A 17,220-nucleotide genomic window follows, 5' to 3' on the forward strand; every position below is an offset into this window, starting at 1 on the left:
CATTTTGAGGTATAGATGTTCCTACCCTGCTTCCGTTATGCCACACGCATCTATCCCCCGCCACCGGGCCTGCACTCAGCCCACCACCGAGTATGACGTCGTCATCATTGGCGCCGGAAGCGCGGGCCTCAGTGCCGCTTTGACGCTGGGGCGGTGTTTGCGCCGGGTGCTGGTGTGCGCCGGTGGCCCGCCGCGCAATGCCCCTTCGCCCGCCGTGCAGAGCTTTTTCACCCGCGACGGCGTGAAGCCAGCCGAACTACTCCGACTCGGGCATGAGCAGCTCCGGCCCTACGACACGGTAGAAGTGCGCGTAGCCCAAGTAACCCAGATAGTGGCTGAGGGCAACTTTTTCGAGCTGGAGGCGGAAGGAGAATCGGGGCGCACGTTCACTACCACGGCCCGCAAAGTGCTGCTGGCCACGGGTGTGGAAGATGAGCTGCCACCGGTGCCCGGCATGCGCGACTTATGGGGCCGAGGCGTATTACACTGCCCCTACTGCCATGGCTGGGAAGTCCGGAACCAGGCCCTGGCCGTGTATGGGCGCGGCAAGATTGTGACGGGTCTGGCGCTACTGATCAGCCGCTGGACCACCGATGTGGTGGTCTGTACCGACGGTCCCGGCAACCTCAGCGCTAACGCTCGGCGGCGCCTGCGCCAGCAAAAAGTACGCATCTATGAAGAGCCCGTGAGCCACCTGGAGGGCAAGCCCAATGGGGAGTTGCGTCATATCGTGTTTGAGAACGGAGAAAAGCTGGCGCGTCACGCGCTATTCGTTCACCCGCACCAGCACCAGCGCTCCTCGCTGGCCGAACAACTCGGCTGTCGCCTCACCAGCAAAGGTGCAGTCTGGATAAACAAGCAAGCCCAGACCAGCGTCGGCGGTGTATATGCGGCCGGCGACACTACCCCGGGCCCCCAGAAAGCCCTGTTGGCCGCCGCCGAGGGAACCCAGGCCGCTATTGCCATTCACGAAACGCTCACGCGGGAGGAGTGCCCTAAGTAGAAACCCTGGTGCGCTTCAGGAGCTCCCATGCCTTGCGTACAGGCTACCCTACCAGGCGGGTGTAGCCACTGGCGCGGTACCAGCAAGTTTCCGTGTCATGGAACTGTCTGCTGGCTTGTCCGGTCTTACTTAAAGTAGCGCCACTCACCAATTTGGTCTGGACGTAAGCTGCGGAATCCTTATCTTAAGCACAGGTTTTGACAAAGACTCGCTTTCAGATTTCGTGAGCCAGCAGTTTGTCGCTAACTAGTACTACTGGGCGTTTTCTGGGCTGCACTGTATCGTGCCGACTCTCCGGGTGCTCCAAACATCTTATTTCTTACGGCCGCAGAGTACCCTATGAAGAACACTTACGCGCTGCTAATCTTGTTGTTAGCCGTAGTCTTGCCGTCTCAGGCGCAGCGTATGGTGTTTACGGGCCGGATTACCGAAGCCGGTACGGGCCAGCCGGTGCCTTTTGCCTCGTTGTTCGTGCCGGGCACCACCATCGGCATCACCGCCGACGCCGAGGGCCGTTACCAGCTTTCCCTTGCCCAACCCATCGATACGCTGGCCGCTTCGGCGTTGGGATTTAGCGCGCTCAAGAAAGTGGTTGGCAAGCAGCCGGCGCAGGTTGTGAACTTCGCGCTGCGCTCCGGGGCCGTGTCGCTGGGCGAAGTGGTGGTCAGGCCCGTCGAGAATCCGGCCTACGTTATTCTGCGGCGGGTACAAACCCACAAACCCCAGAACGACAAACGGACGCTGAAGGCTTTCGAATTTGACAGCTATAACCGCATCCAGACGACGCTCACCGATTTACCGGAGCGCCTGGCTAAACGCAAAATGGTGCGCGACATGCTGGCCCTGGCCGACACGATGAGCAAGGGTACTTCGGCCAGCAGCGCCAAAGCCTTGCCCATTTTTGCCTCCGAAATACTTTCCCGGTTCTACGTACAAAACCAGCCGGTGCGGCGGCGCGAAGAAATCAGCCGCCGCCAGATGCGGGGCCTGGGACCGCGCGAAGGCTCCGTGCTTTCCCAGATTCTAGGCTCTTCGTTTCAGGATTACAACTTCTACACCAACTGGCAGAATATTCTGGGCAAAGACTTCGTTTCGCCCATTGCCGATGGCTGGCGGCTGGCCTACGACTACGAGCTACAGGATTCCCTGTATATCGGCACAGACTGGTGCTACCAACTGGCCGTGACGCCGCGCCGCGCCCAGGATCTGGCCTTCGTGGGCACCATCTGGATTACGGCTGATACCTATGCGTTGCGCAAGCTGGACCTCACCAAGAGTCCGGAGGCCAATATCAACTTTGTCAGCGAGCTGCACATATTTCAGGAAATGACGCCCCCGGAGCAGGGGCCGGGGCTGCCAACCCGCGTGCGGGTAGCTATTGGGGTGAAGCCCGCCGACAAGCAGGCCGGAATGGTGGTACGCTTCAACACCGTCAACTCCAACTTTGAGCGCAACCACCTGCGGGACCCGGCTTTTTATGACCGCCCGGTGGAAACGGCCCTCAATGCCAATCAGATTCCGAAAGACTTTTTCGATAAAAACCGGCCTGACTCGCTCAGCGCGGCCGACCAGGTTACGCTGGCCGTGCTCGACTCGGTGCGGGAGCTGCCCAGCGTGCGGTCGGTGCTCGATCTGGCCGAGATTCTCATCAACGGCTACAAGCGGGTCGGCCCCGTCGATCTGGGGCCTATTCTGGCTACGTATGGCTTCAATGATATTGAGGGACACCGCCTGCGTTTCGGCTTTCGGACTACGCCGGAATTGAGCCGCGATTGGCTCATCAGAACGTATGTGGCCTATGGCTTCCGCGACGGACGCTTTAAGTACGGGGCGCGGGTAAACCGCATTCTGGAGCGGCAGCACTGGACGGTAGCGAGCATGGAGTATCGCCACGACCTGGACCAGGTAGCCTTGCTCGACAACGATTTTGGGCAGGAAAATCCGTTGTTCGACGCGGCGGCCCGGATTGGCCGCATCCGCCGCAGCCGGCCCCTGATGCGGGACGTTTCGGGCTTGTCGTTGCAGACCGACATCGTGCGCGGATTCACCCAAAAGATTACGCTGCGGCACCAGCGCTTTACGCCGCTCTATAACTTCGCGTATTACAACACTGAGCGTCAGTCGCCCGGCGCGCCTACGGCCGCCAACTTCACGCTTTCCGAGCTGATTCTGGAGTCGCGCTACGCCCACGATGAAGTGCTGGTAGAAGCCGAAAACCGGCGACGCGCTATCGGACTAATGCGGTGGCCGGTGTTCGTATTTCGCTACACGCTGGGTGCCAACCATCTGTTTGGCAGTGATTTTAAGTATCACAAGTTTGCCTTCATCTCTACTCAGAGTGTGCAGATGGGCATCTTCGGGCGCACCGACTACCGCTTCGAAGCCGGCTATATTCCAAGCACGGTGCCCTACCCCATCCTGAAGACCCACATGGGCAATCAGTCGCCATTTTATAATGGCTCGGCTTTTAACTTAATGCGCTACTTTGAATTTGTCAGCGACCGGTATGTGTCGTTGCGGCTGGAAGACCATTTTGAAGGCTTGCTGTTGAACAGCGTGCCGCTGCTGCGCAAGCTCAACTGGCGTTTGCTGGCTACCGGCAATATTCTGTATGGCGGCGTGAGCAGCGCCAACCGCCACCTGACGCCGCCCACCGACCCCACTACCGGCGAGCCACTCCCCTCCTTCCAGGCCCTGGATCATGGTCCGTACACGGAGGTTGGGTACGGAGTAGAAAACATCTTTAAAGTGGCTCGGGTAGATTTTCTGCACCGGCTCACCTACCGCGACGCTCCTGAGGCCCGTAACTTCGGCGTAAAGCTTAGCCTGCAATTCAAACTCTAACTCCCCCATCAAGCAGAATCCCCGGCAACATTTCGCTGCCGGGGATTCTGCTTCATGGGGGAGTATTATAATGGTTACTGCTACCGCTTATTGCGCAACGAAAAGTGATTGAAGGCTACTGTATACGCCGAATTGCCTTGCGCAAGCAGAGCCACCCGAATGCCCCGGTCCCAGGGCGGCAGGTAAGTGCCGTTGATGGCAAAGGTTTCGGTGGGCATTGGTAGCCAGCTGCTGCCATTGGTGCTGTAGCAGAAGCGGTAGCGCTGACCACCCCATACCTCCAGGCGCAGCCAAAGCTGTGGGCTGTCGGGCAGTGCTACCTTGGTGAGGCACTGCTGCACCCCGCCTTTCACGTGCCAGAGTTGCAGGCTTTGGGTACCGGCTAGTAGTGCCAGGGCATTCGCCTGGTCGCCGATAGCGCCGATGCCGGCTAGCGTACCGGGTGGAAGACGGGCAAAATCCAGAACCGTAGTGGCGGTGTAGGTCGCCGCGAAGGTGCGTTGGGCCACCATGGCTCCTAGCCCTGCCGCCGCCGCCGTAAGCAGCAGTTGGCCGTCGCTCACCCCCACTTCGGGCTGCTCGCCCACCGGCCACTGCCAGGTAGCAGCCAACTGACTACCCGTGAAATTATCGGTTACATTCAGCACGCTCAGATTGGGCAGCGGGGCTGCCTGGGGGCTTTTACCCGGAAATTCGGGCCAGCCTTCCGCATTCCAGGTGAACTCGCTCAGGATGCCCTGGCGGCCCACGAACTCGTGGCTGTCAGTATAGTAGGCGTGGTGCAGCAAAAACCACCGGCCCTCATATTCGGCTACGGTGCCGTGGCCGGGGCATTTCCAGGTTTTGTTTTTGTCCAAAACCGGGTTTTGTGGGCACTTCTCCCACGTACCAAGCAAGCTGCTGGCCCGAGCGACGCCAGTAGCATAGTTGCAGCATTTGCCACAGCAGCCATTGCCCGCGTAGAACATGTAGAAATAGCCGTTGTGCCGGACGATGGCCGAGCCTTCGACCAGGCAGCCTTCCCACTTCTCAGTGTTGCGGAACAGCTCTACCGGCGCATCCACCAAAGCGAGACGCTCTTCATCGATGCGCTGGGCCCAGATGGGCGTGGGCAGGTTGCGGCTGTTGCCATCCTCTTTCCAGACCAAATACAAGTCGCCGTGCTCATCGCGCACCGGAAAGCCGTCGATGGAGCCTAGCGGCTGGCCTACCAGCGGCCCGTGGTCGAGGTAAGGGCCGGCGGGGTCGTCGGCGCTGGCCACGGCTACGCACAGTGGGCCGCCCTTTTGGCGGGCCGTGTAATAGATGAAGGTTTTTCCGTTCTCATGGAAGATTTCCGGAGCCCAGAAATTGGCGTCGGCCCAACCGGGGAGCTGCGCGGGAAACACGTGGCTCACCAGTTCCCAGTCCACTAGGTTGTCGGACTTGAATAGCGGAAACACCGGTCCCCACTCCGCCGAGGTGGCACTGGCCCAGTACGTGTCGCCTATTTTGGCAATGGTAGGGTCGGGGAAGTCGCCGGGCAACACAATATTAGCGTAGTGGCGCGCTGGCGCAGTTTCTACCAGCGGGGCCACGGTCGGCAGAGCCGTGACCGGCGTGGCGCTACTGCCAGCAGACGAGGAATCGGGCGTGGGGACCAACGCGTGCGAAAGTCCGCTTTCGAAGTCGAACGACACAATAGGAGGAAAAATGGTGGGAAGCGTACGGAGGTTTTCAGCGGCTGAAAGCAGGACCACTACTAAAATTTGGCGCGAGCTATTAGGCGTATGGAGACCTATTCCAGAAAAGTGAGCAAAGGCAGAATTGTAAAGAACCCTCTATGTCAACAGATGGAAGATACTATTTTTCTGGCTCAAGCAAGTGTATTTTTTTTACTGCGGCTCAAAAGCAATTACTGTTGTGCTTAGGACTGAACTGCCACCTTTTTCTACAAGTTGACTATGCCTAATAAACTACTGTGACACACGCTAAAAGCAGTATTAGCGAGCAATAAAAATTACCGCCCCTTGTCAAAGTTCAACCGCAAATTCGACTACAATGACAGTAAAATTATATAATAATTATGAATTTAACAAGAAAGCCCCACTGTCTTTGACAATTCCTGATATAGAACAATAACTGGTAATTATGAACAGGATGGCGGCAAGCCCCTGACCAGCGTGAGCCTATGCTGCTCGCAGCACGTACCACTCGTTGGCTACAGTATGGTTGCCTTCGCAAAAGATGTAGCCGATCTGCGCCAATTCGCTTTGGGTATCTTGTTCTACGCACCTTCTACCTCCCCCTTATGCTAGCCCACGACATTGCTACTGCCTTCCGTCAGCGCTTCAGCACCGAGCCGTTGCTGGTGCGGGCTCCGGGGCGCATTAACCTGATTGGAGAGCACACCGACTACAATGGCGGCTACGTGTTGCCAGCGGCCATCGATAAGGAAATGTATTTCGCGGTGGCCTTGAATCAGGACAACACTATTCGTCTCGTAGCCTACGACCTGAACGAGTCGTTTCAGGTGGCCGCAGATGCCGTGCAGCCCAGCGACACGCAGTGGGCCAACTATCCGCTGGGCGTGGTGGCCCAGCTACAGCGGCGGGGCCTCGTCGTGCCGGGCTTCGACTGCGTGTTTGGCGGCACCGTGCCGGCCGGAGCCGGACTCTCGTCGTCGGCAGCGGTGGAGTGCGGAATGCTCTTTGCCCTCAACACGCTGCTACAAGCTCACCTGCAGCCCCTGGAAATTGCCCAGATGGGCCAGGCCGCCGAGCACGAGTATGCCAAGGTGCTCTGCGGGCTCATGGATCAGTTTGCCAGCGTCTTTGGGCGGGCCGGCCAGGTAGTACGGCTCGATTGCCGTTCCCTGGACTACGAGTATTTTCCCTTCGACACCAGCGTGTGCCGCATTGTGCTCTGCAACTCGGGGGTGAAGCATGCCTTGGCCAGCTCGGAGTACAACACCCGCCGCCAGGAGTGCGAGCAGGGCGTGGCTATTCTGCGCCAGCACTACCCGGCAATCAATACCTTGCGTGATGTGACGCTTCCGCAGCTGCTGGCCCACCAAACCGAGCTGGGGCCGCTCCTATACAAGCGCTGCCGCTACGTGCTGGAGGAAAACCAGCGAGTCGAGGAAACCTGCCGCCACCTGGCGCAGGGCGACCTGGCGGCGGTAGGCCGCCTGCTCTACGCCTCCCACGCCGGCCTGCGCGACGACTACGAAGTGAGCTGCCTGGAGCTGGACGAGCTGGTAAAAATTGCCCAGACAACGCCAGGCGTATACGGGGCCCGCATGATGGGCGGTGGTTTCGGCGGCTGTACCATCAATCTGGTGGCGGCCGAGCATGTAGCGCATTTCGTGCAGCATATGCAAGCCTCGTATCGGGAGCGACTGGGCCTGCCGCTAGCAACCTACGAAGCCATTATAGTAGATGGCGTGGGCCTGATACCCTAAAAAAAGTCGCGCCGCCTGCCGAGTATGAGTCAGCGGGCGGCGCGGAAGTGGTGGTAGCTACGACCGTTAGGCGGCGACGCGCCGGCTACCGCGCAGGCCGTACCAGACGATGTAGACGTAACACAGCACGGGCAGGATGAAGGCCAGCCGCAACGCATGCACGCCGCCGCCGCCGCTCTGGCTGTCGGCGATGAGGCCAAACAGGGGCGGGATGATGGCGCCACCCACGATGGCAGCCGACAGCAACCCCGAAGCATCTTCGGTGTGGCGACCCAGCCCATCGACGGCCAGCGTGAAAATAACCGGGAACATGATTGAGTTCATCAAGCCAACGGCCAGCAGGCTCCACATGGCCACCGAGCCGGAGGTATTGACGGAAATAAGCACCAGCACAATGGCTCCAATGGCATTGAAGGCCAGCACCAGTCCGGGCTTGAGCTTCCGCAGAACTCCGATACCCAGAAAGCGGCCTACCATAGCGCCGCCCCAGTAAAAGGCGACCTGTACGCCCGCGTCCTGCGTGGGCATGTTCATTACTTCCGGCTGGTTGAGGTAGCTCACGATGTGCGAGCCAATGGCCACCTCGGCTCCTACGTAGGTGAAAATACCGACCAGGCCCAACAACAAGTGTCGATAGTGCCAGGCCCGTTGCGTATCGCCGGCCGGGGCGGGCTCGTGGGCAATGTGGGGCAATTTCAGGAAGCTGAGGACGATGCTAATAAACACCAGCACCGCAGCAATAGCCAAATACAGGTACTGTACCGACGTAACGTCGAGGCTGGCGGCCTGGGCCGGCGAAAGGGTCTTCAGGTCGGGCAGGTGCGACAGGATCAGCACCGAGCCCAGAAACGGCGCGATGGTAGTAGCCAGGGAGTTGAAAGCCTGAGTGAGCGTGAGGCGGGACGAGGCGGTGTGGGCCGGCCCCAGAATAGACACGTACGGATTGCCGGCTACCTGCAGTGTCACGATGCCGGTGGCCAGCACGAACAGCGCCCCCAAAAACAAGCCGAACGTGCGGCTTTCGGCGGCCGGGTAGAACAGCAGGCAGCCCAGCGCGGCAATGAGAAAGCCGACCAGCATGCCCCGCTTATAGCCCAGGCGCTTCACGAGCTGCCCAGCCGGCACGCCCATCACCAGGTAAGCCCCAAAAAAGCAGAAGTTCACCAGGTTCACCTTGGCATAGCTCAGCGTGAAAAGGCCCTTCAGGTAGGGTATCAGGATGTCATTCAGACAGGTGATAAAACCCATCATGAAGAACAGCACCGTCAGCGACGCCAGGGCCGAGGTGTAGGCAGGCGACAGGCCACCTTCGGCCGGGGCCGAGTCAGAATTGCTGCGGGGTTGGGAGGAAATAAGAGCCATAAGGACAAGAAGGGCGAAAGAGAAAAGCTGTTTGGGAGCACTATAATACAAAAAGAGGCTGGCCCGCGCTCCTAACCTTCGCGAAACCAGCCTCTACACGGTGCTTGCTACGTGAGCAAGCAGGCCGTAGTATTCGCCAAAAGAGCTTAATGCGTGATGCTGAAGGCGCGGCTCACGGCGCGGCCGGCCACTTCCAGGCGGTAGTGGTAGAGGCCAGCGGCTAGGTTGGCCGTGGGCAGGGCCACGGTATGCTCGCCGGTGAGGCGGACCTGGGTATCGAGCAGCACGGCTACGCGGCGGCCCTGGGCATCGTACACGGCCAGCGAAACGGTGGTAGGCTTCGCCAGCGCGAAGCTGATGTTGGTGTAGTCGGTAGCCGGGTTGGGCCAGCTGGCGGCCAGCTCGACCCCGGCAGGCCGCGCTGCGGTGGTCGGCGTGGTGGTCAGCAGCGTGGGGCCGTACCACTCATCAATGTAAAAGCGGCGGGGCGTGGTGGTGTTGGGCGCGATGAGCAGCACCAGCTCGTTTACCGAAGTCGAGGAAATCGTGGCATCGGGGCGGCCTACGTTGTTGAACACCAGCGTTTCCCAGGCATTGGTAGCGGTGGTGGTGGCGACGTATTCCGAGTGGCGGCCGGCGGGGTAGTTGGTAGCCCCGGCGCGGGTCGAGTCCTGCATCGTAATCTGGAACGGGATGCCGGGGCCCGGGCTGAACACCTTCATGGTCATCTGCTTGGCGTTGGTCAGGTAGGCCGATACGTCGGCGGGGCGCCGCTTGGGGCGCACCACCAGCACGTCGAACTGCTGGTTGCTGCGGGTGTAGCGGCCCACGCGGGCGCTGTTATTGGCCGCCGAAACCGAGTTGTTCAGCGTGTCGCTGTTGAGGCCGCCACTGCTTTTCTTGAGCACGTAGTTCAGCAGGCGCACGTTTTCGAAGTTCTCGTACAGCTGATCGACCACCGGGGCATTAGCGGCCAGCTCGGGGCCCATGATATCGTCGAGGAAGTAGGTTGCGCCGCTGTTGGTGGCCGGCTCGATGAGCAGCACCAATTGGTCGGCTTCGGTGGGCAATACGGTGGGGTCGAAAGCGCCGGGGCCGCCGGCCGTGTAGGTAAAGGTGAGCGTTTCCCAGGCGTTGGCCACGGTGGTGGTGGCATTGAAAGTGCCGCCCAGGTTGCCGTTGGGGTAGCCCGTGGCCGATTTGGCTTTGTTCTGCACCACAATCTGCATGGCGCGGCCGGCCGCGGGGCTGTACACCTTCAGGCTGATTTTCTTGGTGCCGGCCAGGTAGGGCGAGGCATCAGCCAGGCGTGGCGCCTGCGGATTGATGACGATAACATCGAACTGCTCGGCGGTATTGCGCACGTAGCGGCCCACCGTGGAGCTGCTGTTCACGGTGTTGGTGGCCGGGTTGGCCGCGTTCTGGGTAAACACGCCGCTGGTAAACGAGTACGACACGCGCCGGGTATTCTCGAAATTTTCGTAGAGCACTTGGGCTACGGCCGCGTGGCCCAGCGTGAGCAGCGCGCCTGCCAGTAAAAGGGATTTTGTAAAAGATGGCAGCATATAAAAGGGAGTAAAAGGTGGGAATGAAGAAGAAGATACTGGCCGGCGCGGGGCCGGTTGGCGGTCAGGGTAGCGGTACTGCGAGCCCGCCGGCCCCAGGGGTGGTGCCGGCGGGCCACAGGCCTATTTGTAGTTCCAGAATTTCACATACTCCACCTCCATGCGCTGCGGGAAAAGGGTGCTGGCATCGGGGTTGCCGTCGAAGTCGCCGCCCACGGCCACGTTCAGAATCACGTAGAATGGGTTGTTGAATGGATAGGGCGATACCTGCGCGGGCGTCAGCTTGAAGTATTCTACGCCGTCGAGGTACCAGCGCATCATGTCCTTGCTCCGGATGAAGGTGAAAGTGTGGTACGCCTGCGAAAAGTCGCCGCTGTCCAGGGCCTTGGTCGTCCCGATCTGCTTGCGGTCGGCGGGCACGGTGCCAAAGTGCACGGTGCTGATGTTCACGTTGGGCGTGCTGCCGCGCAGCTCCATAATGTCGATTTCGCCGCAGGCCGGCCACGGCACGGTCTGGTCGTTGGAGCCCAGCATCCAGATGGCGGGCCAGATGCCCTTGCCTTTGGGCAGCCTGGCGCGCACATCGAGGCGACCGAAGCCGAAGTCCTTCTTGCCCCTGGTAATGATGCGGGCCGAGGTGTAGTTCTTGCCGTTGTACACTTCCTTCTGGGCCTGGATGTTGAGCACACCGCCGGCCAGAAACAGGTTTTTGGGCGAGTTGGTGGTGGCTTGCAGCTCGTTGTTGAACCAGGTATCCTGCACCTCATAGGTCCACTTGGTGTCATCGAGCTGGCCGCCCGTAAACTCGTCGCTCCAGGCTAGCTCGGTGTACTGGGAGTAGTCACGGGCTTCCTCGTTCACAACAGGCTCGGCCGATTTGGGCGCGGGCAATACTTTGTCGGGTTCCTGGGTGCAGGAGAGCAGGCCCGTTACGGCCGCCATTGCCACGGCCATGAGCAGGCGCGGGCGAATAAAGAGGGAGGTACGAATCATGGCTGGGTGGAAATTAATGGAGGAAGCGCGCAGGCCGTGCAGGCTACTTCACGCGCAGTTTCATGGTGTGCACCACGCCGCCGCTGGGTGGCCCCACGCGCAGCAGCATGGTTTGATCGGTGATGGCCAGAATGCGGTAGATACGGTTGTTAGCATCGGTTACGCCGATAAAAGACGTGGGCCGCGCCAGCTCGAACTGGGCAATGCCGGCCCCCGTAGCGGCCCCGAAAGTGAAGGCCGAGGTACCCGACAGCGGGGCGCCGCAGCCCGAGCCGGCCACCAGCGTTTCACCCTTGGCATTATAGGTATACACGTTGGCCTCGGTGAAGGTAAACTCGTCGTCGGCCTGGCAGGCGGGCAGGCTGCCCAGGGCACCGCCGCCGAAGTAGCTGGTCGGGTCGGCGTCGCTCGGGCCTACCACAATGGCTTTTTCCTGGCCGTTATCGAGCATCCAGGTGCGCGACGAGCCGCCGGTCAGCAGCCGCTTGGCGCGGTCGAGGGCCGAGAGCTGGGGCGAATACGTCACGATGGTTTTGGTGCCGTCGGGGTTGGTGCCCTGCAGGCGCAGGCGCGTGGCCGAGGCTTCTACGATGTCGTAGGTTTTGTTGACCACCGAATCGGGCAGACCAATGAATGAGCGTTTATTCTGCAGCACAATCTGACCCAGCGAGCCATTGAGCTTGTAGACGAAGTCGGCGTTCAGGCTGCGGGCCTCGCCGCAGGTGTTGTTGGCAAACGTGGCCGCGCCGGCATCGTAGCTGAAGGTATACACGCTCGTGAACGAGAACTGGTCGTCGAGCTGGCAGGCGGGCAGCACGCCCGAGGCCGACAGCTCGGTGCCGTTGGCCGCCAGCTTCACAATGGCGCGGGGCTGGTCCGAAATCGTCCAGGTGGTCGCGCCCGAGGTGGCGCAGGCCGTCAGCACGGCAAAGCCGTTGTTGCCGCAGGCTGTCGGAATGTCAAACTCCTTGCTGGCCACATTGCCCGTGCCGCCGGGGCCGGCGGTGGTCAGGGTGGCCGTTACGGGGCCAGGGCGCTTGTAGGTGTGGGTTACCACCGGGCCGGAGCCGCGCACCGGCGTATCGCCGAAGTTCCACTGGTAGAGGAAGGCATCCTGGCTGGTGCTGGTGAAGGTGGCTACAATCGGAAACTGCGACGTGTTGAGCGACACCGTGAAATCGGACACGGGCACCGGGCCTTCCAGCGCGTTGTCATCATCCTCCTTCTGGCACGAAGCCAGAGCTAATGGACTGGCCAGCAGTATCCAGGCGGCTTTACGAAAAAAACTAGTCATATACGGGCGGGTTAAAAATCGGCGGAACAAGACAGGCCACGGCTTAGTAGCCCGGGTTCTGTGTCAGGTTGGGGTTAGCATCGCGCTCCGACTGCGGAATGGGCAGCAGCACATTAAAATCCTTCACGCCTTTGGCCTGCAACGCCGGCAGCCGGAGCAGCTCGCCGGTGCGCTTCAGGTCAAACCACCGGTCGCACTCGAAGGCCAGCTCGTAGCGCCGCTCCTTGAGCACGGCCGCCTTGAAGGCCTCGGCACTCATGCCGGCGGGCATATCGTGGGTGGCATCGCCGAAAGCACGGCGGCGCACCATGTTGAGCGACTCGCGGCCCTCCACGGGGCCGGCCGCTTCAGCATGAATCAGGTAGATTTCGGCCAGGCGCAGCACCGGCACGTTCAGGGGCGAATCCCAGACGAGGGTGTTGGTTTTGCCCACAAACCACTTCCGCACGTTGTAGCCGTTTGGCGAGCCCTGCGTGGAAGCGGGCTGCACGCGGCCGTCGGGGTATTTGTCGCCGGGCTTCCAGATGGTCACGTCACGGCGCTTGTCGCCCTGCTCGTAGCCGGCCACAAACTCCTGCTCCGGAACGTTGAAGCCGTAGCCGTTCTGGGGCACTAGGTTCTGGCCGCGCGGGGCAAAAAACTCGTTGCCCACGAAGCCCAGGCCATCGAAGGTGTATTCGTTTTTGCCGTTCACGTACTGCACCTCAAACAAGGATTCGCGACCATTCTCATTTTCCACCCGGAAGTTGTCGCCGTAGTTGGTCCACAGGCTGTGCTTGCCCGAGGCAATTACGTCGCGGGCCAGCCTGGCGGCTTCCGTCATGTTCCCCCGCGTGAGCTGCACCTTGGCCAGCAGGCCGGCGGCGGCCCACTTGGTAGCGCGGCCCAGGTCGGCACCCGAGTAGCTCTCGTCGAGCTCACCGATGGCGGAGGTCAGGTCGGAGATAATGGTGGCGTAGATCTGGTCGGCGGCGGTGCGGGGCAGGCGGGCTTCCTCCGGGCTTTTGGCCGGCACCGTAATCAGGGGCACATCGCCGAAGGCCCGCACGAGGTCGAAGTAGTATTTGGCCCGCAGGAAGCGCGCCTCGCCCAGGCAGCGCCGCCGGATCTTATCGCTCATGCTGGTGATGCCGGGCACTTTTTCCAGCACCAGGTTGGCACGGCCGATGCCCACGTAGCTGCCATTCCACAGGCGCGTGGTCATGGGGTTGCTGGCCGGAATGTTGAAGTTGTCGAGCTGCTGCTCCTCCAGGCCGTCGCCGCCGCCGCCGCCGCCGGTGGTCGAGTTATCCGACATAATATCGCCGATACCCCAGAGGGCGTAGTTATACTGCCCGCCCCGGCTCAGCTCGGCATACACCGCGTTGGTGGCCTGAATGGCATCGGTTTCGTTCTGGTAGAAGTTCTCGTTGGTCACGGAGCTGTTGGGTCTCACGTCCAGAAACTTTTCGCCGCAGCCCGTGAGCAGGCTCAGCAGCAGCAGGGCACCGGCGGCTTTGGTAGTGGTCGTTTTCATGGGGGGGAATGAAAGGCAGAAGGTAGAAGAAGGGCGCGGCCGGCTTAGAAGCCGATGTTCAGGCCGGCCAGAAACACGCGCGACTGTGGGTACACGCCCCGATCGACGCCGCCCTGCCCCAACTCGGGGTCGAAACCGCTGTAGCGGGTGAGCGTGAGCAGGTTCTGGGCGCTTACGTACACGCGCAGGCTCTGGGCGGCGATGCGACTCACGATGGTTTTGGGTACGGCGTAGCCCAGGGTCATCATCTTAACGCGCATATAGGAGCCGTCTTCCACGAAATAGCTGGAGATACGCAGGTTCAGGTTGGGGTCGCCGGCAATGGCGCGGGGCACGTCGTTGCTGGTGCCTTCGCCGGTCCAGCGCTTCAGCACGCGGGTGCTGGAGTTGCCGTTGGTGGTCAGGCCGCCTTCGGTGTACACGCGGTTCAGGTTATACACGTCGTTGCCCTGCGAGCCTTGCAGAAACACGTTGAAATCGAAGCCCTTAAACGTCAGCGTATTGGTAACGCCATACGTGAAATCCGGGTTTGGGTCGCCGATAAACGTGCGGTCTTTGTCGGTGATGACGCCGTCGCCGTCCAGGTCTTTGAAGCGGATGTCGCCGGGCGCGGTGCTGGTGCCGGGGTTGGTGCCGGCGCTCTGGCGGGCGTGGCTGCGCACCTCTTCCATATTCTGAAACAGGCCATCGGCCACATAGCCGTAGAACGAGCCGAAAGGCTGGCCCTGGTCGTAACGCACAATGGCGTTCAGGTTGCGGTCGACCAGGCCATTGAAGGGCACGGCCACGCCCAGGTTATCAATCTGGCTGGAATAAGTAGAGAAGACCAGCGTAGTCGTCCAAGCCAGGCCATCATTGACCGGCATCAGGTTGCGCGTAGTCAGCGAGAGGTCGAGGCCGCGGTTATAGGAGTCGATGGCGTTGGTGTTCACCGACTCGTAGGTACCCGTCACGTAGGGCGGCGGCACCAGGCTGATCAGGTTGGGTGAGCGGCGGTTGTAGAGGTCCAGCGTCGCTTCCACCCGGTTCTGGAACAGGCCCAGGTCGATACCTACGTTGGTTTGCTCGTTGATTTCCCACTTCAGCAGTGCATTTTGCTGCTTGGTCGGCGCGGCCCCAATGTTGATGTCGCCAGCGGAACCGAACGGATAGGTGATGCCGGAATTGATATTAGCCAGGTAGGCGAAGCGGCCCGCGTTGAGCGGGTTGCCCACGCGGCCCCAGCCCACGCGCACTTTCAGGTTGCTGATGCTGCGCACGTCCTTGATAAAGGCTTCCTCCGAAATGCGCCAGCCGGCCGATACGCCGGGGAAAAAGCCAAACTTCTCGCCCAGGGCAAAGGCCGAGCTGCCATCGTAGCGGGCCGTAGCGGCTAAAAGGTATTTGCCGCCAAACTCGTAGTTGACACGACCGAAGTAGCTGGCCAGGCGGTCGGGCGGGCTTACCGCGCCGCCGTTGCTCAGGTTCAGGTTGATCGGGCCATTATTGATCTGACGCAGGGCGTTGCTGCTGTAGCCCGAGCGCCCCGCCGACAGCGTGCTGTAGTTAAACTCCTGCGCCGACTGGCCCGCCAGCAGCGTCACCTGGTGCCGGTCGCCAAACAGGTGGTCGTAGCTCAGCGTGTTCTCAATTAGGTAGCTGGGGTTGTAGTTGTTGTAGGCCCCGGCACTGGCCGTGGAGTTGCGCGGCGAGTTTGGCCCCAGCGACGGCGTGAAGGCGTTGAAGTTGTCAAATACCAGGTCGGCTCCCACGTTGGTGCGGAAGCGCAGGCCTTTCAGCGGCTCCAGTTCGGCAAAGAAGGTGGTCAGCACCCGGTTGCGGGTAAATTTGGAGTCCGTAATCTGGGCTTGCAGCACCGGGTTGGGCTCCACGAAGCCGTCGGTGCTGGTGGGCTCGTACCAGGTGCCGTCGGCGTTGTAGACCGGCAGCGTAGACGGAATCTGGAGCACGTTGCTGAGCACGCCAAACTCGCTGCCGCCGGTGTCGACCTGGCGGTCGTTGAGATTGGTGAGGGCCAGGCTGTTGCCGATCTTGAGAATCTTGTTGAGCTGAATGTCGCCGTTGGCCCGCAGCGTAAACCGCTCGAAGCGCGACCCGACAATGGTGCCATCCTGCTGGAAATACCCGCCCGACACCGCGTAGCGGGCCTTTTCGCTGCCGCCCGCAGCCGACAGGTTATAGCTCTGAATCACGGCCGATGGCCGGAAAATCTGATCCTGCCAGTTGGTACCCTCGCCCAACGATTTCGGGTCGCTCAACTTGGGCAGGATCGGCTCGCCCTTGGCCAGCCGCGACTCGTTGTTGATAACGGCGTATTCCTCGGCGTTCAGCAGGCTCAGCTTGCGCCACACCTGCTGCACACCCCGGTAAGCATCCAGGTTGATGGTGGCCGTGCCCGCCTTGCCGCGCTTGGTCGTGATAATGACTACGCCGTTGGCGGCCCGCAGGCCGTAGATAGCCGTAGCGGAGGCATCTTTCAGCACGTCAATGCTTTCGATGTCGTTGGGGTTGATGGCGTTGAGCTGGTTTTCTATCGAACCGCCATTCGAGTCACTCGAAGGCAGTGGGAAGCCATCCACCACGTACAGCGGCGAGTTGTTGCCGGCTGACGTAATACCGCGCACCCGCACGGCCGTGCCGCCGGCCCCGCCCGGAGCACCCGAGTTCTGGGTTACGGTAACGCCCGCCGCGCGGCCCTGCAAGCCCTGCACCGGGTCGGCTACGGGCTGGGAGGCAATATCCTTGCCCGACACCGACGACACGGCCCCGGTTACGCTGGTGCGCTCCTGGGTGCCGTAGCCTACCACCACTACTTCGCTCAGCGCTTTCAGGTCTTCATCCAACGTCACGGCCAGGCTGCCACTGTTGGCCCCGGTCACGGCTACTTCCCGCCGGATATAGCCTACATAGCTGAATATCAACGTGCTGTTTTCGGGCACATTCAGCAAAAACGTCCCGTCGGAGTTGGTAGAAGTACCCAGCGAGGTACCTTTCACCAGCACCGTAACGCCGGGCAGCGGCTCGCCGTTGCTTTGTGTCACGCGGCCCGATACCGGAACATCGGCCAGCGTGGGCCGCCCGGCAACGGGCAGCGGCAAGGCCGCCGAGCCAGCCAGGGCGGGCACGCTCAGCGCCGGTAGCCCCAGCGTAGCCAGCAGCAGCGCCCGCCGCAGAAACTGCGGGTAGTGGTTTAAATTCATA

10 protein-coding genes are annotated in these 17,220 nt (G+C 61.1%); 3 read left to right on the forward strand and 7 right to left on the reverse strand.

The annotated features are described in order from the left end of the window. Positions 1-37: 37 nt before the first annotated feature. Positions 38-1,003, forward strand: a complete 966-nt coding sequence (locus tag E5J99_RS10695; protein ID WP_135497726.1) for an NAD(P)/FAD-dependent oxidoreductase — start codon at positions 38-40, stop codon at positions 1,001-1,003. Between the two features lie 339 nt (positions 1,004-1,342). Continuing rightward, on the forward strand, positions 1,343-3,847 hold the full coding sequence (locus E5J99_RS10700; RefSeq protein ID WP_135497728.1) for a DUF5686 and carboxypeptidase-like regulatory domain-containing protein: 2,505 nt from the start codon (positions 1,343-1,345) through the stop codon (positions 3,845-3,847). An 80-nt stretch (positions 3,848-3,927) separates the two neighbouring features. Here E5J99_RS10700 and E5J99_RS10705 read toward each other — a convergent pair whose 3' ends face one another. Continuing rightward, positions 3,928-5,526, reverse strand: a complete 1,599-nt coding sequence (locus E5J99_RS10705; protein ID WP_167852074.1) for a family 43 glycosylhydrolase — start codon at positions 5,524-5,526, stop codon at positions 3,928-3,930. A gap of 611 nt (positions 5,527-6,137) precedes the next feature. Between E5J99_RS10705 and galK the strand changes: the two genes are divergently transcribed. After that, entirely contained in the window at positions 6,138-7,289 is a 1,152-nt protein-coding gene (galK, locus tag E5J99_RS10710) for a galactokinase (protein WP_135497732.1), read from the forward strand. Between the two features lie 66 nt (positions 7,290-7,355). On the opposite strand, the gene E5J99_RS10715 is transcribed toward galK, so the two are convergent. From E5J99_RS10715 to E5J99_RS10740, 6 genes are all read right to left on the reverse strand, one after another. Further along, complete coding sequence (locus E5J99_RS10715; RefSeq protein WP_135497734.1) at positions 7,356-8,651, reverse strand: sugar MFS transporter; 1,296 nt, start codon at positions 8,649-8,651, stop codon at positions 7,356-7,358. A 146-nt stretch (positions 8,652-8,797) separates the two neighbouring features. Then, positions 8,798-10,216, reverse strand: coding sequence for a T9SS type A sorting domain-containing protein (locus tag E5J99_RS10720; protein ID WP_135497736.1), 1,419 nt, complete (start codon positions 10,214-10,216; stop codon positions 8,798-8,800). Between the two features lie 123 nt (positions 10,217-10,339). Next, on the reverse strand, positions 10,340-11,209 hold the full coding sequence (locus E5J99_RS10725; protein ID WP_135497738.1) for a glycoside hydrolase family 16 protein: 870 nt from the start codon (positions 11,207-11,209) through the stop codon (positions 10,340-10,342). A 43-nt stretch (positions 11,210-11,252) separates the two neighbouring features. After that, positions 11,253-12,503 (reverse strand): PKD domain-containing protein, encoded by a 1,251-nt coding sequence (locus E5J99_RS10730; RefSeq protein ID WP_135497739.1) that lies wholly within the window; start codon positions 12,501-12,503, stop codon positions 11,253-11,255. Positions 12,504-12,546: 43 nt separating this feature from the next. Beyond that, positions 12,547-14,019: a RagB/SusD family nutrient uptake outer membrane protein gene (locus tag E5J99_RS10735; protein WP_135497741.1), complete on the reverse strand. Its 1,473-nt coding sequence runs from the start codon at positions 14,017-14,019 to the stop codon at positions 12,547-12,549. Positions 14,020-14,063: 44 nt separating this feature from the next. Continuing rightward, positions 14,064-17,219: a SusC/RagA family TonB-linked outer membrane protein gene (locus tag E5J99_RS10740; RefSeq protein ID WP_135497743.1), complete on the reverse strand. Its 3,156-nt coding sequence runs from the start codon at positions 17,217-17,219 to the stop codon at positions 14,064-14,066. Position 17,220: the final 1 nt, after the last annotated feature.

Source organism: Hymenobacter elongatus (assembly GCF_004745955.1).
Lineage (GTDB): Bacteria > Bacteroidota > Bacteroidia > Cytophagales > Hymenobacteraceae > Hymenobacter > Hymenobacter elongatus.